General features: G+C 67.5%; 20 protein-coding genes. 8 read left to right on the plus strand and 12 right to left on the minus strand.

Annotated elements, in window-relative coordinates; translation table 11 throughout:
• Positions 1-106: 106 nt before the first annotated feature.
• A complete protein-coding gene (locus tag PGN16_RS11295) occupies positions 107-1267 on the plus strand; it encodes a phospholipase D-like domain-containing protein (RefSeq protein ID WP_335309500.1) in 1161 nt (386 codons plus the stop codon).
• A gap of 195 nt (positions 1268-1462) precedes the next feature.
• Here the strand turns inward: PGN16_RS11295 and PGN16_RS11300 are convergent, their stop codons facing one another.
• Positions 1463-3280 carry an ABCB family ABC transporter ATP-binding protein/permease gene (locus PGN16_RS11300; RefSeq protein ID WP_335309501.1) on the minus strand — a complete coding sequence of 606 codons (1818 nt, stop codon included), beginning with the start codon at positions 3278-3280 and terminating at the stop codon, positions 1463-1465.
• Between the two features lie 115 nt (positions 3281-3395).
• On the opposite strand from PGN16_RS11300, the gene PGN16_RS11305 reads away from it, so the two are divergent.
• The gene (locus tag PGN16_RS11305; RefSeq protein WP_335309502.1) at positions 3396-3626 is read left to right on the plus strand and encodes a hypothetical protein; all 231 of its coding nucleotides are present in this window, start codon (positions 3396-3398) and stop codon (positions 3624-3626) included.
• 132 nt (positions 3627-3758) lie between these two features.
• Here PGN16_RS11305 and ubiG read toward each other — a convergent pair whose 3' ends face one another.
• The gene (gene ubiG, locus PGN16_RS11310; RefSeq protein WP_335309503.1) at positions 3759-4520 is read right to left on the minus strand and encodes a bifunctional 2-polyprenyl-6-hydroxyphenol methylase/3-demethylubiquinol 3-O-methyltransferase UbiG; all 762 of its coding nucleotides are present in this window, start codon (positions 4518-4520) and stop codon (positions 3759-3761) included.
• Positions 4521-4572: 52 nt separating this feature from the next.
• On the opposite strand from ubiG, the gene PGN16_RS11315 reads away from it, so the two are divergent.
• Positions 4573-5844, plus strand: a complete 1272-nt coding sequence (locus PGN16_RS11315; RefSeq protein WP_335309504.1) for an aspartate kinase — start codon at positions 4573-4575, stop codon at positions 5842-5844.
• A gap of 105 nt (positions 5845-5949) precedes the next feature.
• Here the strand turns inward: PGN16_RS11315 and PGN16_RS11320 are convergent, their stop codons facing one another.
• Positions 5950-6531, minus strand: coding sequence for a gluconokinase (locus PGN16_RS11320; protein WP_335309505.1), 582 nt, complete (start codon positions 6529-6531; stop codon positions 5950-5952).
• 182 nt (positions 6532-6713) lie between these two features.
• Here PGN16_RS11320 and PGN16_RS11325 point away from each other — a divergent pair, with 182 nt between their 5' ends.
• Entirely contained in the window at positions 6714-9731 is a 3018-nt protein-coding gene (locus tag PGN16_RS11325) for a TonB-dependent receptor plug domain-containing protein (RefSeq protein WP_335309507.1), read from the plus strand.
• A gap of 139 nt (positions 9732-9870) precedes the next feature.
• On the opposite strand, the gene gloA is transcribed toward PGN16_RS11325, so the two are convergent.
• Complete coding sequence (gene gloA / locus PGN16_RS11330) at positions 9871-10371, minus strand: lactoylglutathione lyase (RefSeq protein ID WP_335309509.1); 501 nt, start codon at positions 10369-10371, stop codon at positions 9871-9873.
• 13 nt (positions 10372-10384) lie between these two features.
• Positions 10385-10810 carry an organic hydroperoxide resistance protein gene (locus PGN16_RS11335; RefSeq protein WP_335309511.1) on the minus strand — a complete coding sequence of 142 codons (426 nt, stop codon included), beginning with the start codon at positions 10808-10810 and terminating at the stop codon, positions 10385-10387.
• Between the two features lie 108 nt (positions 10811-10918).
• On the opposite strand from PGN16_RS11335, the gene PGN16_RS11340 reads away from it, so the two are divergent.
• Complete coding sequence (locus tag PGN16_RS11340; protein ID WP_335309513.1) at positions 10919-11359, plus strand: MarR family winged helix-turn-helix transcriptional regulator; 441 nt, start codon at positions 10919-10921, stop codon at positions 11357-11359.
• A 130-nt stretch (positions 11360-11489) separates the two neighbouring features.
• The gene (locus PGN16_RS11345) at positions 11490-11807 is read left to right on the plus strand and encodes a hypothetical protein (RefSeq protein WP_335309515.1); all 318 of its coding nucleotides are present in this window, start codon (positions 11490-11492) and stop codon (positions 11805-11807) included.
• Positions 11808-11954: 147 nt separating this feature from the next.
• Here the strand turns inward: PGN16_RS11345 and PGN16_RS11350 are convergent, their stop codons facing one another.
• The 5 genes from PGN16_RS11350 to PGN16_RS11370 all read right to left on the minus strand — a co-directional run bounded on the left by PGN16_RS11350 (position 11955) and on the right by PGN16_RS11370 (position 16849).
• Entirely contained in the window at positions 11955-12569 is a 615-nt protein-coding gene (locus PGN16_RS11350) for a glutathione S-transferase family protein (protein ID WP_335309517.1), read from the minus strand.
• On the minus strand, positions 12566-13453 hold the full coding sequence (locus tag PGN16_RS11355) for a dienelactone hydrolase family protein (protein ID WP_335309518.1): 888 nt from the start codon (positions 13451-13453) through the stop codon (positions 12566-12568). Before PGN16_RS11355 ends, PGN16_RS11350 begins: the two co-directional genes overlap by 4 nt.
• 362 nt (positions 13454-13815) lie before the next feature.
• Entirely contained in the window at positions 13816-14169 is a 354-nt protein-coding gene (clpS, locus tag PGN16_RS11360; RefSeq protein ID WP_376699699.1) for an ATP-dependent Clp protease adapter ClpS, read from the minus strand.
• 108 nt (positions 14170-14277) lie between these two features.
• A complete protein-coding gene (locus PGN16_RS11365) occupies positions 14278-15069 on the minus strand; it encodes a phasin family protein (protein ID WP_335309519.1) in 792 nt (263 codons plus the stop codon).
• An 85-nt stretch (positions 15070-15154) separates the two neighbouring features.
• Positions 15155-16849: a PHA/PHB synthase family protein gene (locus PGN16_RS11370; protein WP_335309520.1), complete on the minus strand. Its 1695-nt coding sequence runs from the start codon at positions 16847-16849 to the stop codon at positions 15155-15157.
• Between the two features lie 135 nt (positions 16850-16984).
• On the opposite strand from PGN16_RS11370, the gene PGN16_RS11375 reads away from it, so the two are divergent.
• Positions 16985-18193, plus strand: a complete 1209-nt coding sequence (locus PGN16_RS11375) for an LL-diaminopimelate aminotransferase (RefSeq protein ID WP_335309521.1) — start codon at positions 16985-16987, stop codon at positions 18191-18193.
• Positions 18194-18314: 121 nt separating this feature from the next.
• Here the strand turns inward: PGN16_RS11375 and PGN16_RS11380 are convergent, their stop codons facing one another.
• Both PGN16_RS11380 and PGN16_RS11385 read right to left on the minus strand, forming a co-directional pair.
• Positions 18315-19337 carry a glycosyltransferase family 2 protein gene (locus PGN16_RS11380; RefSeq protein ID WP_335309522.1) on the minus strand — a complete coding sequence of 341 codons (1023 nt, stop codon included), beginning with the start codon at positions 19335-19337 and terminating at the stop codon, positions 18315-18317.
• A gap of 22 nt (positions 19338-19359) precedes the next feature.
• Positions 19360-20337 carry a M48 family metalloprotease gene (locus PGN16_RS11385; protein ID WP_335309524.1) on the minus strand — a complete coding sequence of 326 codons (978 nt, stop codon included), beginning with the start codon at positions 20335-20337 and terminating at the stop codon, positions 19360-19362.
• Between the two features lie 191 nt (positions 20338-20528).
• Between PGN16_RS11385 and PGN16_RS11390 the strand changes: the two genes are divergently transcribed.
• Complete coding sequence (locus tag PGN16_RS11390; RefSeq protein ID WP_335309525.1) at positions 20529-20882, plus strand: hypothetical protein; 354 nt, start codon at positions 20529-20531, stop codon at positions 20880-20882.
• The last annotated feature ends 27 nt before the right edge of the window (positions 20883-20909 follow it).

Below are 20909 nucleotides of genomic sequence, written 5' to 3' on the forward strand. Positions count from 1 at the left end.
CTAAACGGTAAACTCAGGGAAGCTGGAGCAGGTACGCGGTGGAGGGCCATTCGTCAAGGAAAGGCTGTGCTTGCCCGGTGGCGGCGCAGTCGCCATCTGCGGGATCATGGAGGACGCCGCCCCGCAACCTGTGTTCACGGTCGACGGCAACCGGCTGACCCTGCTCGACACCGGGCCGCGGCGACTCGAGGCGGTGCTGGCGCTGATCGACGGCGCGCGCCGCTCGCTGCGCATCCTCTATTATATCTATGCCGACGATACGACCGGGCGCCGGGTCAACGCCGCGCTGATCGCGGCAGCGCGGCGCGGCGTTGCGGTCAAGCTGATCGTCGACGGGTTCGGGAGCGAGGGCGACGACTTCTTCGATCCGCTGCGCGCCGCGGGCGTGTCGGTGTGCCGCTTCTCGCCACGCGTCGGGCGGCGCTACCTGTTGCGCAACCATCAAAAGCTGGCGCTCGCCGACGCGGAGGGGGATGCCCGCATCATCATCGGCGGCTTCAATATCGAGGACGATTATTTCGGCACGCCGAGGGAGCAGGCGTGGCGCGATCTCGGGCTGCTGCTCGAAGGACCGGCGGCGGCGCGGATGGCGGGCTATTTCGACGCGTTGGAGGAGGGCATCCACAGCGGCGGCAAGATCCGGCGGCTCAACAAGGCGCTGGCGCAATGGAGCGAGCGCGAAGGCAAGCTGCGCTGGCTGATCGGCGGGCCGACGCGGCATTTGTCGCCGTGGGCGCGCGCGATCCGCGCCGACATGCGCCACGCCAAACGGATCGACATCATCGCCGGCTATTTCACCCCGAGCCCGACGGTGCTGCGGCGGCTCGACCGCGCGGGGAAGCGCGCGGCGACGGTGCGCGTCGTCACTGCTTCGCGCTCCGACAACAATGTCATGATCGCGGCGTCGCGGTTCACCTATGCCGGGCTGTTGCGCAAGGGCGTGCGGATTTGGGAATATGCCGCGACCAAGCTGCACACCAAGCTCTACGTGGTCGATGATGCGACATGGATCGGCAGCGCCAATTTCGACATGCGCAGCCTGTTCATCAATCTCGAACTGATGCTGCGGATCGAGGATGCGGCGTTCGCGGACCATGTGCGCGGCTATGTCGATGGCGAAATCGCGCAGTCGAACGAGGTGACGGTCGAGGCGTATCGCAAGGCGACCGGCTGGTGGCAGCGGTCGAAGCAGTTCGTGGCGTATCTGCTGACCGCGGTCGCCGATCCGGCGATTTCGCGCGGGCTGAACTTCGGGATCGACGAGTAGTTCGTCACTGCGAGCGGAGCGAAGCAGTCCAGGGTCGGACCCGGACGCCCTGGATTGCTTCGCTCCGCTCGCAATGACGGCTAAACCTTGCCTTTTCGTCGCCCCGGACTTGATCCGGGGCCCCGCTTCTTCCGCACGACCGTCGAAGAAGAAGCGGGATCCCGGATCAAGTCCGGGATGACGAAGGGCGGATTATCACTCCACCGCCAGCGCTTCCTCTTCCTGCTCCTGCGCCTGCCGCGCCCACATCTCCGCGTAGAGCCCGCCCTGCGCCAGCAGCGCCGCGTGCGTGCCGCGCTCGACGACGCGCCCGGCCTCCAGCACGACGATCTGGTCGGCATGGACGATCGTCGACAGCCGGTGCGCGATCACGATCGTGGTGCGGCCGCGCTCGATCGCCTCCAGCGTTTCCATGATCTCGGCCTCGGTGCGGCTGTCGAGCGCGCTGGTCGCCTCGTCGAGGATCAGGATCGGCGGGTCCTTGAGCAACGTCCGCGCGATCGCGACGCGCTGCTTCTCGCCACCCGACAGCTTGAGCCCGCGCTCGCCGACCCGCGTCGCATAGCCATCCGGCTGGCGCTCGATGAAGCGGGCGATCGCCGCGCCGCGCGCCGCCTGCTCGATCGCGGCCTGATCGGCATCGGCGCGACCATAAGCGATATTGTAGCCGATCGTGTCGTTGAACAGCACCGTATCCTGCGGGACGATCCCGATCGCGGCGCGCAACGACGGCTGCGCGACCTTCGCAATGTCCTGCCCGTCGATCGTGATCCGCCCGCCGCTGACGTCGTAGAAACGATACATCAGCCGTGCGAGCGTCGACTTGCCCGCGCCCGACGGGCCGACCACCGCGCAGGTCGTGCCCGCCGGCACGTCGAGGTCGATGCCCTTGAGGATCGGCATCCCGGCGTCATAGCCGAACATCACGTTCTCGAACCGCACCGCGCCGCGCGACACCAGCAGCGCCGGCGCGCCGGGCGCGTCGACCACCTCGGACGGCGTGTCGATCAGGTCGAACATCGCGCCCATGTCGATCGCGCCCTGCCGGATCGTGCGATAGACCATCCCGAGCAGGTCGAGCGGCCGGAACAGCTGCGAAAGCAAGGTCGAGACCAGCACCACCTCGCCCGCGGTGAAGCGGCCCTGGCTCCAGCCATAGGCGACCCACGCCATCCCGCCGCCGAGCATCGCGTTGGTGATCGCGGCCTGCCCGATGTTGAGCCACGCGAGGCTGTTCTCGCTGACCACCGCGGCATCGGCATAGGCGCGCATCGCGCGGTCGTAGCGCTGCGCCTCGCGCTCCTCGGCGCCGAAATATTTGACGGTCTCGAAGTTGAGCAGCGAATCGACCGCATGTGCGACCGCGCCGGTGTCGAGGTCGTTCATCCGCTCGCGCAAGGCCGAGCGCCAGTCGGTGACGATCCGCGTGAACCAGATGTACAGCGCGACCATCGCGACGGTGCCCGCGACCAGTTGCCAGCCGAACTTCACCCAGAAGATGCCGAGCACCAACGTCAGCTCGAGCACGGTCGGCGCGATGTTGAACAGCAGGAAATAGAGCATCGTGTCGATGCTCTTGGTGCCGCGCTCGACCACCTTGGTGACCGCGCCGGTGCGGCGTTCGAGGTGGAAGCGTAGCGAGAGCTGGTGGAGATGGCGGAAGACGCGCGCCGCGAGCCGGCGGGTCGCTTCCTGCCCCACCCGCTCGAACACGGTGTTGCGCAGATTGTCGAACAAGGTCGAGCCGAAGCGCGCCGCAGCATAGCCGACCACCAGCAGCACGACGAGCGACAGCGGCGTGGTCGGCACGGCCATGCCGTCGACCGCGCCCTGCAACGCAAACGGCGCGCCATAGACCTGCACCAGCTTCGACAGCACGACCAGCAGCATCGCGCCGACCACGCGCAGCTTCATCCCCGGCGCATCCGCGGGCCAGAGGTCGGGCAGGAAGCGGCGGAGCGTCGGCAGCAGCGGGCGCTCGGCGGCGGAGGGGGTCGGTCTGTCGGGTGGCATGGGTGACGCGGATGTCGTGCGCGAGGGCACGCGCGTCAACCGTCCCGCACCGGGACCGGCCACCGTTCGGAACAGGCCGGAAGGGCGATCGTTTTGTCCGCGAAGGGAAGACGAGATGGAAACTGCGTTCTTCGTCATGGCGATCATGGGGTGCGGCGACGCCGCCAGCACCTGCGCCACCTCCCGCATCGAGCCGGCGCATTACGCGACCGTGCAGCAATGTCAGGCGGCGATGGCCGACGCGCTCGCGCGCAACAACGACCTCGATTTCCCGGTGGTTAGCGCGGCGTGCCAGCAGAATGGCGTGCAGATGGTCGAGCGCGGGTCGGGGAAGGCGAAGGGGTAACGATCGTCGTCATCCCCGCGCCGGAAGTGACAGGTACACGTTCTTCGTCGCCCCGGACTTGATCCGGGGCCCCGCTTCTGCCGACGACCGAAGAAAAAGCGGGATCCCGGGTCGAGCCCGGGATGACGGGAATCAGCCTGCCCGCACCGCCGTTACGAAATAATCGAGCGCCGTCGAGCCGCCGAGGGTGAAGCCGGTCGCGCCGACCGACAGGCCGGTGACATCGGTGACCACGAAGCCGGCGTCCGCGATCATCGCCGATAGTTCGTCGGGGGTCAGGAACTTGTCCCAATCGTGCGTGCCGCGCGGAATCTGGCCGAGCCGCTCCGCGCCCTCGACCAGCGCGAGGCGCGACCACCACGTCCGGTTGGGCGTGCTCATCACCAGCAGCCCGCCCGGCGCGACCGCCGCCGCCAGCCCGGCGACGAACGCGCGCGGATCGGCGACATGCTCGACCACCTCCAGCGAACAAACTAGATCGAACGTCTCGCCGGCCACCGCCTCGACCCCGCCCACACGATAGTCGATCGTCAGCCCGCGCCGCGCCGCATGTTCGCGCGCTACCGCGATGCTCTCCGCCGCCGCATCGATCGCCGTCACCACACCGCCCATCCGCGCCAGCGGCTCGGCGAGCAGCCCCGCACCGCAGCCCATATCGAGCGCGCTTTTCCCCGCCAGCGGCGCGAAGCTGCGGTCGTCGAGATCCCAGTGCCGGTCGATCGCGGCGCGGATGTAACGCAGCCGCACCGGGTTCAGTCGGTGGAGCATCGCCGAGGAGCCCTTCGGGTCCCACCATTCGGCGGCCAGCTTCCCGAAATGCGCCGCCTCGCGATCCACCACCGAGGCGTGCGGGGCGGCGGGGATGGTTGCGGTTGTTACGCTTGCGTCGGTCATGCCCGCTTCCTATCAGGACGCCCCTCTCATCCCAAGGCGTTTGGATACGGCAGTGGCGCGCATCGTCATGAAATTCGGCGGCACCTCGATGGCGGGAATCGAGCGCATCCGCTCGGTCGCCGCGCGGGTGAAACGCGAGGCCGCCGCCGGCAACCAGGTCGCGGTGGTCGTGTCGGCGATGGCGGGCGAGACCGACCGGTTGGTCGGCTTCTGCCGCGAAGCCTCGCCGCTGTATGATCCGCGCGAATATGACGTCGTCGTCGCCGCGGGCGAGCAGATCACCAGCGGCTTGCTCGCGATCGCGCTGCAGGCGATCGGCGTGCCGGCGCGCTCGTGGCTGGGGTGGCAATTGCCGATCAACACCGACGACGCCTTCGCCAAGGCGCGGATCGGCACGATCGACACGGTGGCGCTCGACGCCAGCCTCGCGGCGGGCGAGGTCGCGGTGATCCCCGGTTTCCAGGGCGTCTCGGCCGAGGGGCGGATCACGACGCTGGGGCGCGGCGGGTCGGACACGTCGGCGGTGGCGATGGCGGCGGCGATGAAGGCCGATCGCTGCGACATCTACACCGATGTCGATGGCGTCTATACCACCGACCCGCGGATCGTGCCGCGCGCGCGCAAGCTCGCCAAGGTGACCTATGAGGAGATGCTGGAACTCGCCAGCGTCGGCGCCAAGGTGCTCCAGACCCGCTCGGTCGGGCTGGCGATGAAGGAGAAGGTCCGCGTTCAGGTGCTGTCGTCGTTCACCGGCGAGGACGCACCGATGGCGGATACATTGCCCGGTACGATGATCGTGGGCGAAGAGGAGATCGAAGACGTGGAACGCCAGCTCATCACCGGCATCGCGCACGACAAGAACGAGGCGAAGATCACGCTGACCAGCGTGCCCGACAAGCCCGGCTCGGTCGCCAGCATCTTCGAGCCACTGGCGGCGGCGAACATCAACGTCGACATGATCATCCAGAACATCGCGCACCGCAGCAGCGGCAGCACGAGTGCGACCGACGTGACCTTCACCGTCCCCTCCGCCGATCTGCCGCGCACCATCGAGGCGCTCAACCAGGCGCGCGAGACGATCGGTTTCGGCGAGCTGATCCACGACACGCGGGTGGCGAAGATCAGCGTCGTCGGGGTCGGGATGCGCAGCCACGCCGGCGTGGCGAGCACGATGTTCACGACGCTGGGCGCGCGCGGGATCAACATCCAGGCGATCTCGACCAGCGAGATCAAGGTCTCGGTGCTGATCCACGAAGACGAGACCGAGCTGGCGGTGCGCGTATTGCACACGGCCTACGGGTTGGACGCCGAAGAAGCGGCGTGAGGGTGAAGCGGCGGCGACGGCGCTAGGGGCTTCGTCGCCATAGCGTCAGCCGTGATGCCGGCCCGGTTCGGCGTCTGCGATTGCCCGCGCGCGCAAGCTGTCGATTCAAGGGTGCGGCGTGACGTTCGCCGCGGTGTCATCCGTGCGGGGATGTCGGGTGAGGTCTTCCACCCACGCGCGGACCTCACGGCAGAGCGCCTCCGGCGCGTGGCCGGCGTCGAGACGCAGCGCGCATTCGTCGGCGGCGGGGGGCTCAAGCGTCGCGAGCTGGCTGTCGAGCAGGCTGGGCGGCATGTAATGGCCGGTGCGGGCGCCCATGCGGCGGGCGATCTCGCCGCGATCGGTATCGAGATACGCGAAGTGCAGCGGGAGCCCCGCCGCCGCCTCCAGCCGTGCGCGATAGGCGTGGCGCAGCGCCGAGCAGGCCGCCACCGCCACGCCCTCACCGCGCGCGGCCTCGCCCAGCGCCGCGCCGAGCCGGTCGAGCCACGGCCAGCGATCCGCATCGGTCAGCGGCGCGCCGGCCTCCATCTTCGCAACGTTCGCCGCCGAGTGGAACGTGTCGCCTTCCAGGAACGGCGCGCGCCAGTGGTCGGCGAGCAGCCGGCCGAGCGTCGACTTGCCCGTCCCGCTGACGCCCATCACCACCATCGCCAGCGGCTCACCTTTCACTCCGCCTGCCACCATCGTTCCTCCCGCCGCACCGCCCGCGCTATCGGCCGCGGGGCGGCCCGCTGACCATTACGACCTTTGTCGGCGGGCCGCGCGACTTTGGTCGTAGATGCCGGTCCGTACCGCCTCTTGTATGACCTGCATCACAAAATCGCGTGCCCGCATCGGCGGTGGCGCAGCTATTTAGGGGATGGCGCATGGTCGAGGCACGTCGGCGTTCGAGAAAGTATGATACCGCTACCAGCGTTGCCGCGCTGACGCTGATGCTGCTGGCGAGCCCGGCGATGGCGCAGCAACAGGCGGGCGATCTGCCGGACTCGACGCGCACCGCCGCGCCCGCGACGCCCGAGCAGACCACGACGCCCGCCACGCCGAACGAGGCGCCCGCCACCGCCTCCGACATCGTCGTCACCGGGACGCGCATCACCGCGAGCGGCTTCAATGCGCCGACCCCGACGACCGTCATCGGCGAGGCGCAGATCCAGGCGAATGCGCAGCCCAATATCTTCAACACGATCGCGCAATTGCCGTCGCTGCAAGGCTCGACCGGTGCCGCGACGGGCACGTTCAGCACGTCGAGCGGGCAGCAGGGGCTCAGCTCCTTCTCGCTGCGCGGTTTGGGCACGATCCGCACGCTGACCTTGCTCGACGGGCAGCGCGTGGTCGGCGCGAACGTCACCGGCGTGCCCGACATCAGCCAGTTCCCGCAATTGCTGATCAAGCGCGTCGATGTCGTGACCGGCGGCGCCTCGGCGTCCTATGGCTCGGACGCGGTCGGCGGCGTCATCAACTTCATCACCGACACGCGCTTCCAGGGCGCGAAGTTCAATGCGCAGACCGGCGTCTCCACTTATGGCGACGGCGGGCAGGCGCTGGTGCAGGCGGCGCTGGGCAAGAGCTTCGCGAACGACCGGCTGCATGTCGTGCTGAGCGGCGAATATGCCAAGGATCAGGGCGTCGGGCCGGGCAATTTCGGCGAGGATCTGGCGAGCGGGCGCGACTGGTATCGCGCGACGACCTTCGTCGACACCAACATCCGCAACAGCAACAACCCGCAATTTCTGGTCCGCGATCACGGGCAGGCGTTCAAATATACGAAGTGGGGCCTGATCAACAACGGGCCGTTGCAGGGGATCGCGTTCGACGGTGACGGGCGGCCGTTCGCGTTCAACTACGGCTCGAACGGGGTGCCGGCCAAGAACGCCAATGGCGATGTGATCGGCTGTTACGTCGGCTTCTGCGTCGGCGGCGACCAGTCGGGGCATGTCGGATCGGGCACGTCGCTGCAATCGGCGCTGGAGCGGATCAACGGCTATACGCGGATCGGCTATGACGTCGCGCCCGACACCGAATTGTACCTGACCGCGAACATCGCGCAGGTGAAGACCAGCAACCAGCCGAACCCGGGCGCGGCCAAGGACAATGTCATCGTCCAGTGCGCCAATCCGTATCTGCCCGCCTCGATCCAGGCGCAGTGCGCGACGGCGGGGATCACGCAATTCCGCTATGGCCTGAGCAACGCGATCCTGCCGAACATCAAGGTCAACACCGATCGCCGCCAGTATCGCTTCGTCGGCGGGCTGAAGGGCAAGGCGGAGATCTTCGGCGACAGCTGGACCTACGATCTCTATTACGAACACGGCATCAACGTCACCGACATCAACGTCGACAATATCAGCCTCAACGGCCGCTATACGCAGGCGGTAAATGCGGTGCGGCTGAACGGCGAGATCGTCTGCGCCGACGCCGCGGCGCGCGCGAGCGGGTGCCAGCCGATCAACATCTTCGGCAACAACAAGCCCTCCGCCGCGGCGCTGGCGTATATCGTGCCTGAGAACGGGCCGTTCCAGCATACGCGTCAGACGCAGAACGCGGCGGCGGCGAGCATCTCCGGCACGCCGATCGACCTGTGGGCCGGGCCGCTGGCGATCGCGGCGGGGATCGAGTGGCGGCAGGAGGCGTATCGCGTGCGGGCGGACGCTTACGGCGCGGGCGTGTCGGACCTGAGCCCGAACAACGCCGACTATCCGGCCGATCCGTCGCTGCTGGCCGCCGGCAACAATTGGTATGCGGGCAATTACAAGAACGGCTCGGGCAAATATAACGTCGTCGAGAGCTTCCTCGAACTCAACCTGCCGCTGATCGACTCGCCCGTCGTCGGGCGCGCGAACCTGAACGGCGCGGGACGCGCGACGCGCTATTCGACCTCGGGCGTGGTCTACGCCTGGAAGGTCGGCGGCACCTGGGACACGCCGCTCAGCGGGTTCCGGCTGCGCGCGGTCACCTCGCGCGACGTGCGTGCGCCGAACCTGTCGGAGCTGTTCGCCGCGCCGACCACCACGACCGTCCCGAACTTCACCGATCCGTTCAACAACACGCAGGTGCTGATCATCCAGAACACGATCGGCAACACCGCACTGCGCCCCGAGATCGCGCGCAGCACCGAGCTGGGCGCGGTGCTGGCGCAGCCGTCGTGGTTGCCGGGGCTGAGCCTGTCGTTCGACTACTACGACATCAGGATCGACGACGTCGTCTCGTCGCTGTCGGCGCAGCAGATCGTCAACCTGTGCCGCGAGGGCAATGCCGACACCTGTAGCGCGTTCAATCTGCAGAACACCGCCGGGCCGAATTTCGTCAACGTGCAGGCGTTCAACCTCGCCTCGATCAAGACACGCGGGTTCGACATCGAGGCGAGCTATCAATGGCGCCAGCCGCTCGGGCTGCCGGGGAGCCTGACGCTGCGCGGGCTTGGTACACACGTCATCGAGTATATCACCGACTCGGGGCTCAACTCGAACGGCAAGCCGGTCGCACCGGTCGATTCGGCGGGCGCCAATTCGGGGGCGACACCGAGCTGGAAGTGGCTGGCGATCCAGACCTACCAGAACGACAATTTCAGCCTGCTGCTGCAAGAGCGCTGGTTCAGCGACGGCGTGTACGGCAACCAATATATCGTCTGTTCGCCCGGCAATTGCCCCGAGTCGACCAACGACCATCCGACGATCGACTTCAACCGGATGAAGGGCGCGTTCTACTTCGACATCGGCGCGACCGTGAACGTCACGCCGCAGGTCAGCATGTTCGTGAAGGTCGACAACCTCTTCGACCGCGATCCCGAGCCGTCGCCGCAGACCAACACCGGGCTGGACGTCAATCCGGCGCTGTATGATACATTGGGGCGGTTCTTCCGTGTCGGGGTGCGCGGGCGGTTCTGATCCTGCGTCGCACGCGGCCGTCATTGCGAGCGTAGCGAAGCAATCCAGGGCGTCCTGATCCGGCTCTGGATTGCTTCGCTGCGCTCGCAACGACGAACTCGGCGAAAAAAGGGGGTTCCGGATCGAGTCCGGGAGACGGCTACAGGAAGTCAGCCATTCCGGCCGGCGACAAGATCTCGATCCAATAGCCGTCCGGGTCGGTGATGAAGGCGATGTCCTTCATCGTGCCGTCCTGCGGGCGCTTTTTGAACGGCACGCCCAGTTCCTCGAACCGCGCGCAGGCCGCCGCGACGTCGGGCACCGAGATGCCGATATGGCCGAAGCCGCGCGGGTCGGTGTTGCCGCTGTGATAGCCGCTGAACGCCGCGTCGCTTTCGGTGCCCCAATTGTGGGTCAGCTCCAGCGTCGTCTCGCGCGTGAAGATGAAGCGCGCGCGCTCGGCCGGATCGTCGGGCACCGTCTCGCCCTCGCCCAAATAGGCGAGGAAATAGAGCGAGAAGCGCATGTCGGCGAAGTCGAGCTGCTGGAGCAGCGTCATGCCCAGCACGTCGCGGTAGAAGGCGAGTGACGGCTCGGGATCGCGGATGCGGAGCATCGTCTGGTTGAGCGCGAACCCTTCGGTGCCGGACGTGCGGGGCATGGTCTTCTCCGGATCAGGCGAGCGTCAGGCCGACATCGACGTTGCCGCGCGTGGCATTGGAATAAGGGCAGATCTGGTGCGCGGTGGCGACCAGCTGCTGCGCCTGATCCTTGTCCACGCCGGGCAGGTCGACGACGAGGTCGGCGGTGATGCCGAACCCACCCGCCGAACGCGGGCCGATGCCGACGGTTGCGGTGACCTTGGTCTCGGCCGGCACCTTCACCTTGAGCTGCTGGCCGGCGACCTTCAGCGCGCCGAGAAAGCACGCCGAATAGCCGGCGGCGAACAATTGCTCGGGGTTGCTCCCCTCGCCGCCCGCGCCGCCCAGCTCCTTCGGCGTCGACAGCGCGACCTCGAAGCGACCGTCCTCGCTGCGCGCGCGGCCGTCGCGGCCACCGGTGGCGGAAGCGGTGGTGGCATATTTGACGTCGACGGACATGGGCATGATCCTTATCTCGATAATCGGTATCGCGATATATAAATGGGCGTAACCGTGAGTCCAGTGAAAAGATTATCGCGATAAAGAAGAATCTGCTAGGCAATCGCCATGGCCGACGCACGTCCGCTTGATGAGCAGCTTTGCTTCTCGCTCTATTCCGCGAGCATGGCGGTCGGGCGCGCGTACAAGCCGCTGCTCGATGCGATCGGGATCACCTATCCGCAATATCTCGTGCTCCATGCCTTGTGGGAGCAGGATGCGCGGACGATCGGCGCGATCGCCGAGCGGCTGGCGCTCGAATCGAGCACGGTCACGCCGCTGGTCAAGCGGCTGGAGGCGGCCGGGCATGTCACCCGGCAGCGCAACCCCGACGACGAGCGGCAGGTGCGCGTGCTGCTGACCGACAGCGGGCGCGCGCTGCGCGAGCGCTGCGGATGCCTCGCCGAGGAACTGGTCGCGCGCAGCGGGCTGTCGCTCGACCAGCTTGCGCACCTCAACCGGCAGGTCGCGGCGCTGCGCAGCGCGCTGGCCGCCGATCCGCAAAGCTGAACGAACCCGTCGCGATCGCGACAAAGTGACACACTTTTGCGGGATCGGCGGGACGGGGCTGCGACAGACGCTGCCTATCTCCGTTCCCGTACCGCCGCGGATTGCGGTGCCAGTGCAAAGGAGCGTCACCATGAACCGTTTTCACCTGCTGATCGCCGGCCTCGGCCTTGCCGGCGTCACCGTTCCGGTCGCGGCCAGCGCCGCGCCGTGGCAGTCGATCAACGCGCGGCAGGCGCGGCTCGACCAGCGGATCGACCAGGGCATCCGCAGCGGCAAGCTCGATCGCCGCGAGGCGACCCGGCTACGCCGCGACTCGCGCCAGCTCGTCCAGCTCGAGACGCGCTATCGCCGCAGCGGCGGGCTGTCGAACCGGGAGCGTCAGGACCTCAACCGCCGCTTCGACGCGCTGAGCGCGCGGGTCCGCTGGGACAAGCACGATCGCCGCTGATGCGCATCGACCGTCACTGATTGCCTCTTTTCTTCTGTCATCCCGGACTTGATCCGGGATCCCGCTTCTTTGTGCGCTCGTCAGTAAGAAGCGGGGCCCCGGATCAAGTCCGGGGCGACGAAGGAGCGGGGTTCGAAGCGATCCGGCCTACCGCTGAGCGGCCTCCGCGATCAGCGCGTCGTCGATCGCGACGGCGCGCTGATAGGCCGGGCGCTGCTGGAGCCGGTCGAGATAGCGCATGAACGTCTCGCGCTTCTCCAGCAGCCCGAATTGCGTGAACCAGCCGACCGCGCTGCCGACATAGACGTCGGCGGCGGTGAAGCGGTCGCCGGTGATGTAGCTGTGCGACGACACCGCATATTCGAGCGTGTCGACCGCCTGCGCGAAGCCGCCATAGCCGACCATTCCGCGCTTCGCCTCCGGCACGTCGACCCCCAGCACCTTGTCGACCATCGCCGCCTCCAGCGGGCCGGCGGTGAAGAACATCCAGCGCAGATAGGGCGCGCGTTCCTCCGCGCGCGGCGCGAGCCCGGCGGCGGGGAACGCCTCGGCAAGATAGGCGCAGATCGCGGCCGCCTCGCTGACCACCGCGCCGTCGTGGACGAGCGTCGGCACCTTGCCGAGCGGGTTGGCGTCGAGCAGCGCGGCGGGCTTCTGCGTCCAGTCGACCAGCACCGTGTCGTAGGGCTCACCGATCTCTTCGAGCATCCAGCGCGCGATCCGGCCGCGTGACATCGGGTTGGTGTAGAAGGTCAGCGTCATGCGCGCGCATCCAGATGGCGGTGGAAGAAGTCGATCGTCCGTCCCCAAGCGAGATCGGCGGCGGGCTTGTCGTAGCGCTCGGCCGACGTGTCGTTGTTGAAGGCGTGGTCGACGCCGGGATAGTCGAACGCCTCGACCGGCTTGCCCGCGGCCTTGAGCGCGGCGACCCACGGCACGCCGGTCTGCGCGACCCGCGCGTCCTTGCCGGCGTAATGGAGCATCAGCGGGACTTGCAGCTTCGGCGCCTCGGCCGGATCGGGCGCGGGGCCGTAATAGCTGACCGCGGCGGCGAGCCCCGGCCCGGCGGCGAGCGCGACGCGGTCGACCAGCGCCCCGCCCCAGCAAAAGCCCACCGTGCCGACCTTGCCGGTGCCGTGCGAGAGTTTCGCGAGCCGGCCGACCGTCGCGACTGCCGAGGCGAGGACGGCATCCATGTCCGCCTTGCCGATCAGGTCGCGCGCGGCATTCTCATCGGCGGGGGTGCCGCCCTGTGCGGAGAGGAAGTCGGGCGCGACCGCGAAAAAGCCGGCGAGCGCGACGCGGCGCGCGACATCCTCGATATGCGGTTGCAGCCCGCGATTCTCGTGGATCACCATCACCGCGCCGACCGCGCGGCCGGGGTTGCGCGGCGCGGCGAAATAGCCGGTCATCTGCGCGCCGCCGCCGATGCCGTAGCTGCCCTTGCGGATGACGAGCCGCGCGTCGCCCGGATCGGTGAGCGCGGCGGCAGCGGGCGAAGCGGCGATCCCGCCGATCAGCGCCTCGGCGGCAGCGACTGACCCGACGAGCGCGGTCATTTGGCGCAGCAGGGTGCGGCGGTTGCGATGCTCGTGGGTGAAGGCGTCGTACAGGCCGATCGCCCGGTCGCGCAGGCTGGGGTCCATGACGGTTCCTCTCACGATTCGCTGTGGTTAGCGTGGGAGGGTAGCGGGAAGCGGTGGAGGGCGGAAGGTGGTGTGGGGGCGCTTGTTCGCGCGCCGCTCACGCCGTCGCCCCTGCGAAGGCAGGGGCCTATGGCTGCCGGCGTCTTGGTGGCGGTGTTCCGTCGCGTGGACGGTCTATGTGTCAGGCGTTCCGGCACCGGAGAGAGACATGGGCCCCTGCCTGCGCAGGGGCGACGCCATTTGTTTCATCGTCATCCCGGACTTGATCCGGGATCCCGCTTCTGCCCGACCCACCAAGAAGCAGCGGGGCCCCGGATCAAGTCCGGGGCGACGCTTAGGTCGCGTATCGCATCAACAACACGTCACGCCTTCTCGAGCGTGCATTGCAGCGGGTGCTGGTTCTGGCGCGCGAAGTCCATGACCTGGCTCACCTTGGTTTCGGCGACCTCGTAGCTAAACACGCCGCACACCCCGACGCCCTTCTGATGGACGTGGAGCATCACGCGCGTCGCCTCCTCCATGTTCATCCGGAAGAAGCGCTGGAGGCACAGGACGACGAATTCCATCGGCGTGTAATCGTCGTTGAGCATCAGGACGCGGTAGGGCGTCGGTTTCTTGGTGCGGGCACGGGTGCGCGTGGCGATGCCGATCCCGGTGCCGTCACCGTCGGCATCGTCGCTCTGGCCCGCGGCCATCGGGACAATCTGCTGCTGCATGGACACTGCGCGAATATGGCACGCGGGCGCGCGCAGGCAAGACCGCAAACGCGCAAAAAAGGCGACCGCATCGCTGCGGCCGCCCTCTTTTCATTACCGCGTCTGCGATCAGGCGGCGGTGCGGAACTTGTCGGCGGCGACCGCGACGCGGTTCTGCAGCGGCTTGGCGACGTCGCCGGCCAGCTTCAGCGTCGCTTCGGTCGAGCGCGAGGCTTCCTTGACCAGCGCGTCGAACGAGGCGCGGACGTAATCGGCGTGGAGCTGGAGCGCCTCGGTCGGCGACTTCACCGATGCCAGCGTCTGGACGAGCTGCGCGGTGCTCTCGTACCGGGCGCGCGCGAACGCGGCGGCGTCCTGACCAAACGACTCGAACGCCTGCGCGGCGATGCGGCTCGACTCGACCAGCGCCTCGACATTGCCCTTGCCGAAGTCGGCGAGATCTTCGGCGACCTTGCGGCTCTTGTCGAGCGCGACGCGCGCCTGCTCGCCGGCGTTGGCGAACGCCGCGCGGCCCTGCTCCTGCGCCTTGTCGGCGAAGGCCTTGGCCTGGTCCTGCGCCTTGTCGGCGAACGTCGTGACGGTGTCGGTCATGTTCGTGTCCTTCACTTCCAATGGCGCTGCCGGGGCAGCCGGTTCGGGTTGGGTTGCGGTTTCGGGTTCGTCGATCACGGGTGCGGGTGCTTCCGCCACCGCGGCGGCCGGCTCGTCGGCGGCGATCACCACCGGTGCGGGTTCCTCGGGCGTCGCGGGGTTGGCGAGTACCGCGGGCACCTCCGGTTCGGCGGGAACCGGCGGCAGGACGGGCTCGGTCGACACCACTGGCTTCGCCGCGGCACGCGCGCGTCCCTTGGCCGGTGCGCCCGTCTTCCTGCCCTCAACCTTGCCGGTCTGGTCCACCATCGTGTCCGCTCCGTGATTTGCTGCACTGCACAATAATGATTCGACGGCTAAGTTGCAAGAGCCTTGTGCGGCGCAGCGAAGACCCTCACCGCGCTTTGACGTAGCTGCCCGGCGCGTCCTCGATCGCCGGCAGCACGCCTGCCCCCGGCACCCGTGCGCCGTCCGCAGCGACCGTCGCCGGTCCGTGCGCGCGGAGCCATTCCGCCCAGTCGTTCCACCAGCTTCCCTTCACCTCACGCGCGCCCGCGACGAAGGCGTCGAGCGTGTCGGCGGGCTGGTCGTTGATCCAATGCTGGTATTTGCCCGCGGCCGGCGGGTTCACCACCCCGGCGATATGCCCCGACCCGGCCAGCACGAAGCGCAGCGGCCCACGCAGATGCTCGGTGAGCTTCCACACGCTTTCGGCCGGCGCGATATGATCCTCGCGCCCGGCCTGCACATAGGCCGGCGTTTCGACCTTCGTCAGGTCGAGCGGCACGCCGCCGACGCTCATCGCACCGGGCTGGACCAACAGATTGTCGCGGTACAGGTCGGTGAGATAGGCGAGATGCCATTTGGCGGGCAGGTTCGTGACGTCGCCGTTCCAGTGGAGCAGGTCGAACGGCGCGTAATCCTTGCCGAGCAGATAGTTGTTGGTGACGTAATTCCAGATCAGGTCGCGCCCGCGCAGCAGGTTGAAGGTCGCGGCGAGATAGCGACCGTCGAGGAACCCCTGCGGGCTGAGCGTCGCGATCATCTTGAGCTGTTCGTCGTCGACGAAGTGCAGCAACTCGCCCGCGCGGGAGAAATCGACCTGCGCGGTCAGGAAGGTTGCGCTCGCCACCTTGTCCGCCTGCTCCTTCGCGGCGAGCCACGCGAGCGTCGCGGCCAGCGTCGTCCCCGCGACGCAATAGCCGACCGTATGCACCGCCGGCACCCCCAGCAGATCGCGGACGGTGTCGATCGCTTCGACCTGCGCGGCGACGTAATCGTCCCAGATCACGTCGGCCATCGACGCGTCCGCCGACCTCCACGAGACCATGAACACGGTGATCCCCTGCGCCACCGCCCAGCGGATGAAGCTCTTCTCCGGCGTCAGGTCGAGAATGTAGAAGCGGTTGATCCACGGCGGGAAGATCAGCAGCGGCGTGGCGAGCACCGTGTCGGTGGTCGGCGCATATTGAATCAGTTCGTACAGATCGGTGCGCTTGACCACCTTGCCCGGTGTCGCGGCAAGATTGCGCCCGACCTCGAAGGCGGTGCCGTCGGTATGCGTCAGCTGCCCGCGCCCGATATCGGACAGCATGTTGGTGAGCCCGGTGAGCAGATTCTGCCCGCGCGTCTCGATCGTCTTCTCGATCACCTCCGGGTTGGTCACCGCGAAGTTCGACGGGCTCATCGCATCGACGAAGCCGGACGTGGCAAATTTGAGTTGCGCGCGCGTCCGCTCGTCTACGCCTTCCAGCGCATCGACCCCGCGCAGCATATGGTCGGCGATCAGCGCATAGCTCTGCCGCATCCAGTCGAACGCCGGGTTGCTGCGCCACGCGGGGTTGGCAAAGCGGCGGTCCTTCTCCTTGGGCCGCTCCGCTTCCGGTGCGGCGGGCGTGGTGAAGCGCTGCCACAGTGCGAGATAGTCGGTCCAGAAATCGCGCGTCTGCTCGGCGATGCTGTCCGGCGGGGCGAGCGGGACGCCGGCCTCCAGCATCAACTGCTGCGCGCGGCCCATCAGCCATGTCCAATGCTGAAGATCGGCGAGATCGGGCAGCGCAATCTTCGGCGGGGCGTTCGGCTCGGTCACGCGGAATCCTCTCTCTCGGCTGCCGTAACGTAACGACGTTGCAGCGCGAAGTCAGGTCCACGGCTTTTTGTTGCGCGGGGTGCCCGGCGCGCGCGAATGGCTGTATAGCCGGCGGCGCAAAGGAGTATCAGCCCCGTGTCCGACGAATTCTACCGCATGAAGCGCCTGCCGCCCTATGTCATCGCCGAGGTCAATGCGATGCGGGCACAGGCGCGTGCGGGTGGCGAGGACATCATCGATCTCGGCATGGGCAACCCCGATCTGCCCCCGCCCGACCATGTGATCGCCAAGCTGATCGAGGTGGCGCAGAAGCCGTCGGCGCATGGCTATTCGCAATCGCGCGGCATCCCCGGCCTTCGGCGCGCGCAGGCCAATTATTATGGCCGCCGCTTCGGGGTCGATATCGATCCCGAGACCGAGGTGGTGGTGACGATGGGGTCGAAGGAGGGGCTGGCGAGCCTCGCCACCGCGATCACCGCGCCCGGCGACGTGGTGCTCGCCCCCAACCCGAGCTACCCGATCCATACCTTCGGCTTCATCATCGCCGGCGCGACGATCCGCGCGGTGCCGACCACGCCCGACGAACATTATTTCGAGAGCCTGCAACGCGCGATGGAATTCACGATCCCGCGCCCGAGCGTACTGGTCGTCAATTATCCGTCGAACCCGACCGCCGAGACCGTCGACCTCGCCTTCTACGAGCGGCTGGTGGCGTGGGCGCGCGAGAACGAGGTGTGGATTCTGTCCGACCTCGCCTATTCGGAACTGTATTTCGACGGCAAGCCGACCGTCTCGATCCTGCAGGTGCCGGGCGCCAAGGACGTCGCGATCGAGTTCACCAGTTTGTCGAAAACCTATTCGATGGCCGGGTGGCGGATTGGGTTCGCGGTCGGCAACAAGAAGCTGATCGCGGCGATGACGCGCGTGAAGTCGTACCTCGATTATGGCGCGTTCACGCCCGTGCAGGCGGCGGCGTGCGCGGCGCTCAACGGGCCGCAGGACATCGTCGAGAAGAACCGCCAACTCTATCACAAGCGCCGCGACGTGCTGGTCGAGAGCTTCGGGCGCGCCGGCTGGGACATCCCGGCCCCGCCCGCCAGCATGTTCGCCTGGGCCCCCTTGCCGCCGGCGTTGCAGCATCTGGGGTCGCTGGAGTTCTCCAAGCAGTTGCTCACCCACGCCAAGGTCGCGGTCGCGCCGGGGGTCGGCTATGGCGAGAACGGCGAAGGCTATGTGCGGATCGCGATGGTCGAGAACGAGCAGCGGCTGCGACAGGCGGCGCGCAACGTGAAGCGCTACCTGCAGAGCATGGGGGTCAACACGCCGGGCAAGGTGGCGGGCTAACGGTAGCATTGACGTGGCGGGTCGACCGGATCGACACGCCACGGCCATCGCGGGTCAGGGGTAAGGCAGCGACGTCACGCTCGACAGCCTCGGACGGCCTTCGCCACCCTGCCCGCCCGCCTCAATCCTGCGCGACGACCTCGCCCGCGACCTGCGCATCGGGGATGCGCGTGCGTTCCGCCTGAAAGCCCAAGGTCGCGCGGCCATGCGCGGTGCCCGCGACATCGGCGATCAGGTACAGCGGGCGGCGCTTCGCCTCGATGTACAGCCGGCCAAGATATTCGCCGATCATCCCCAGCACGAACATCTGGATCGACGACAGCACCACCACCACCAGCATCGTCGAGGTCCAGCCCTGCACATGGTCACCGACGAAATACCCCCAGCCGATATAGATCAGCAGCAGCATCGAACAGGCAGCCAGCACCACCGACAAATGGCTCGCCCAGCGTAGCGGCGCGGTCGAGAAACCGGTCACCGCATCGAGCGCGAGCCGCACCATCTTGCCGAGCGGATAATTGGTTTCGCCGGCATGGCGCTCGGCACGGTCATAGGGGAACGGCACCTGGCGAAAGCCGACCCACGCCACCATGCCGCGGATGAAGCGCGCCTGTTCGGGCAGCGCAAGGAACGCGTCGAGCGCGCGTCGGGTCATCAGCCGGAAATCGCCGGTATCGAGCGGGATCGCCGTGTCGGTGACACGGTCGAGCACGCGATAGAATGCCGCGGCGGTCGCCTTCTTGAACAGCGTCTCGCCCTCGCGCTTGCGCCGCACGGCGTACACGACATCGGCCTGCTCGCGCGCCATCGTCAGCCGCATGTCGGACAACAGCTCGGGCGGGTCCTGCAGATCGGCGTCGATGATCAGGATCTGCTCGCCCGCGCACATGTCGAGCCCGGCGGTCAGCGCCAGTTGATGTCCGTGGTTGCGCGACAGATTGATCGCCACGACGTGCGGGTCCTCGGCAGACAGCCGTTGCATCGCCGCCCAACTGTTGTCGCGCGAGCCGTCGTTGACCAGCACGATCTCGTGATCGTCGCCCACCGCCGCACGCGCCGCCGCGGAGACGCGCGCATGAAGCAGCGGCAACGTGGCCTCTTCGTTATAGCAGGGGATGACAACCGAAAGCGCGGGACGATGCATAGCGCCCGCATCTAGCCGACGGTCATCCGCGCGTCACGATCTTTACCAAACGCCCGGGCGTCAGTTGCGCCTCATCTTCGATCGCGTTGAGCGTCATGAAACGATCGCGCTGGAGCGTATCATAGGCCATGCGCCGCGACAGCGAGTCGATCGTGTCGCCACGCTTGACGGTGACGATGCGGATGCGCTTGCCCGAACCTTTCTCGTCATAGGCCAGCCCGTCGAGCTGGCGGAGGAAGGTCACGTCCTGCGGCGGTTCGGTCAGCGGGCGTCCGGTCGCCTTGGCCAGCGCCGCGGCGCGGCGCACGCGCTCGGCGCTGTTGGGATGGGTCGACGCCCAGGTCGGCACCTGTTGCCCGCCACGACCGCCGACCTCGGCCTGAAGCTGGCTTTGCGCGTCGAGCTGCGCAAGCATGTCGGCGGCGGCATAGGGATCGTAGCCGGCGGCGGTGATATATTTCACGCCCAGTCCGTCGGCGGCATATTCCTGATCGCGGCCGTATTTCAGGACATAGAGCTGCGCCCCGCTGCGTGCCGCGGTGCCGACAAGCTGCCCCGCCGCGCTGTTGCCCGCCGCCGCGCCGACCACCGCCGCCAGCACGCCGCCGATCGTCGCACGCTGGTTACGCGATGCGGAGTGGCGGGCGGCGACGTGGCCCACCTCATGCCCCATCACCGACGCCAGTTCCGCCTCTGTATTCATCAGCGCGAGAAGCTGGCGCGTGACGTAGATATAGCCGCCGGGGATCGCGAAGGCGTTCTCGACCGGCGAATCGAGCAAGGTGACGATGAAGTCGCCTTGCGCGTTCGACAGGCCCGACTGGACCGCCACCCGCTTGCCGACGCGGTCGACATAGGCCGCCTGTGGTCCGCTATATTTGCCGCCGAACTGTGCCAGCAGCTCGGGATTGGCGCGGGCGCCGAGCGCCTTGTCGTTCGCCGAAATCGACTGTGCCGCCACCGGCGTTGCGGTGGTCGCCAGCGCCACAGCGAGCAGCATGGATCGTAACATCGATGATTCCTCCCGTGCGTCCAAAATGCGGAAAGACGCGGCCGGTTTCCATCAATCCTCTCGATCCGGGTCACCGGGCCGTCCCGATAGGCGCGAGTGAGGATGGATGGATTATTATCCTGCATCAGGACCTATCACGACCGTGGCCTGTTCGATCCCGCAATGATGGGAGACGGATGGTGGGCAGGTTGGAACGGGTGATCGGCGCTGGCACCGGGTTGTTGGCGCTGGCGCTGTCGGGTTGCGTGAACCCGTCCGCGCGGATCGCCTCCTCGCTGGAAGGTTATGGCTTCGCACCCGATCATTCGCAATGCGTCGGGGACCGGCTGGAGAAGAACCTCTCGATCGGGCAGCTTCAGCAATTGGGGCGCGCGGCGCGTGCGACCCGCGAAGGCGATACGACCCCGGGCCGGTTGACGATCGGCGACTTCATCCGCGTGGCCGGGCAGGTGAAAGACCCCAAGGTTCCGCTCGAAGTCACCAAGGCTGCGGCCGGCTGCGGGATCGTCACGAGCGCACCCGCTGTGCTGTAGGACGAAGCCGTCATCCCGGCCGCTTCT

Source organism: Sphingomonas phyllosphaerae, assembly GCF_036946485.1.
In the GTDB taxonomy this organism is placed as follows: Bacteria; Pseudomonadota; Alphaproteobacteria; order Sphingomonadales; family Sphingomonadaceae; genus Sphingomonas; species Sphingomonas phyllosphaerae_E.

Excerpts from the sequence above, each read along its gene's own strand:
- PGN16_RS11380 (WP_335309522.1), bottom strand. The coding sequence starts at position 19,337 with ATGCATCGTCCCGCGCTTTCGGTTGTCATCCCCTGCTATAACGAAGAG.
- PGN16_RS11365 (WP_335309519.1), bottom strand. The coding sequence starts at position 15,069 with ATGGTGGACCAGACCGGCAAGGTTGAGGGCAGGAAGACGGGCGCACCG.
- PGN16_RS11345 (WP_335309515.1), top strand. The coding sequence starts at position 11,490 with ATGAACCGTTTTCACCTGCTGATCGCCGGCCTCGGCCTTGCCGGCGTC.
- PGN16_RS11320 (WP_335309505.1), bottom strand. The coding sequence starts at position 6,531 with ATGGTGGCAGGCGGAGTGAAAGGTGAGCCGCTGGCGATGGTGGTGATG.
- PGN16_RS11350 (WP_335309517.1), bottom strand. The coding sequence starts at position 12,569 with ATGACGCTGACCTTCTACACCAACCCGATGTCACGCGGCCGGATCGCG.
- PGN16_RS11335 (WP_335309511.1), bottom strand. The coding sequence starts at position 10,810 with ATGTCCGTCGACGTCAAATATGCCACCACCGCTTCCGCCACCGGTGGC.
- PGN16_RS11300 (WP_335309501.1), bottom strand. The coding sequence starts at position 3,280 with ATGCCACCCGACAGACCGACCCCCTCCGCCGCCGAGCGCCCGCTGCTG.
- PGN16_RS11325 (WP_335309507.1), top strand. The coding sequence starts at position 6,714 with ATGGTCGAGGCACGTCGGCGTTCGAGAAAGTATGATACCGCTACCAGC.
- PGN16_RS11305 (WP_335309502.1), top strand. The coding sequence starts at position 3,396 with ATGGAAACTGCGTTCTTCGTCATGGCGATCATGGGGTGCGGCGACGCC.
- PGN16_RS11385 (WP_335309524.1), bottom strand. The coding sequence starts at position 20,337 with ATGCTGCTCGCTGTGGCGCTGGCGACCACCGCAACGCCGGTGGCGGCA.
- PGN16_RS11295 (WP_335309500.1), top strand. The coding sequence starts at position 107 with ATGGAGGACGCCGCCCCGCAACCTGTGTTCACGGTCGACGGCAACCGG.
- ubiG (WP_335309503.1), bottom strand. The coding sequence starts at position 4,520 with ATGACCGACGCAAGCGTAACAACCGCAACCATCCCCGCCGCCCCGCAC.
- gloA (WP_335309509.1), bottom strand. The coding sequence starts at position 10,371 with ATGCCCCGCACGTCCGGCACCGAAGGGTTCGCGCTCAACCAGACGATG.
- PGN16_RS11355 (WP_335309518.1), bottom strand. The coding sequence starts at position 13,453 with ATGGACCCCAGCCTGCGCGACCGGGCGATCGGCCTGTACGACGCCTTC.
- clpS (WP_376699699.1), bottom strand. The coding sequence starts at position 14,169 with ATGCAGCAGCAGATTGTCCCGATGGCCGCGGGCCAGAGCGACGATGCC.
- PGN16_RS11340 (WP_335309513.1), top strand. The coding sequence starts at position 10,919 with ATGGCCGACGCACGTCCGCTTGATGAGCAGCTTTGCTTCTCGCTCTAT.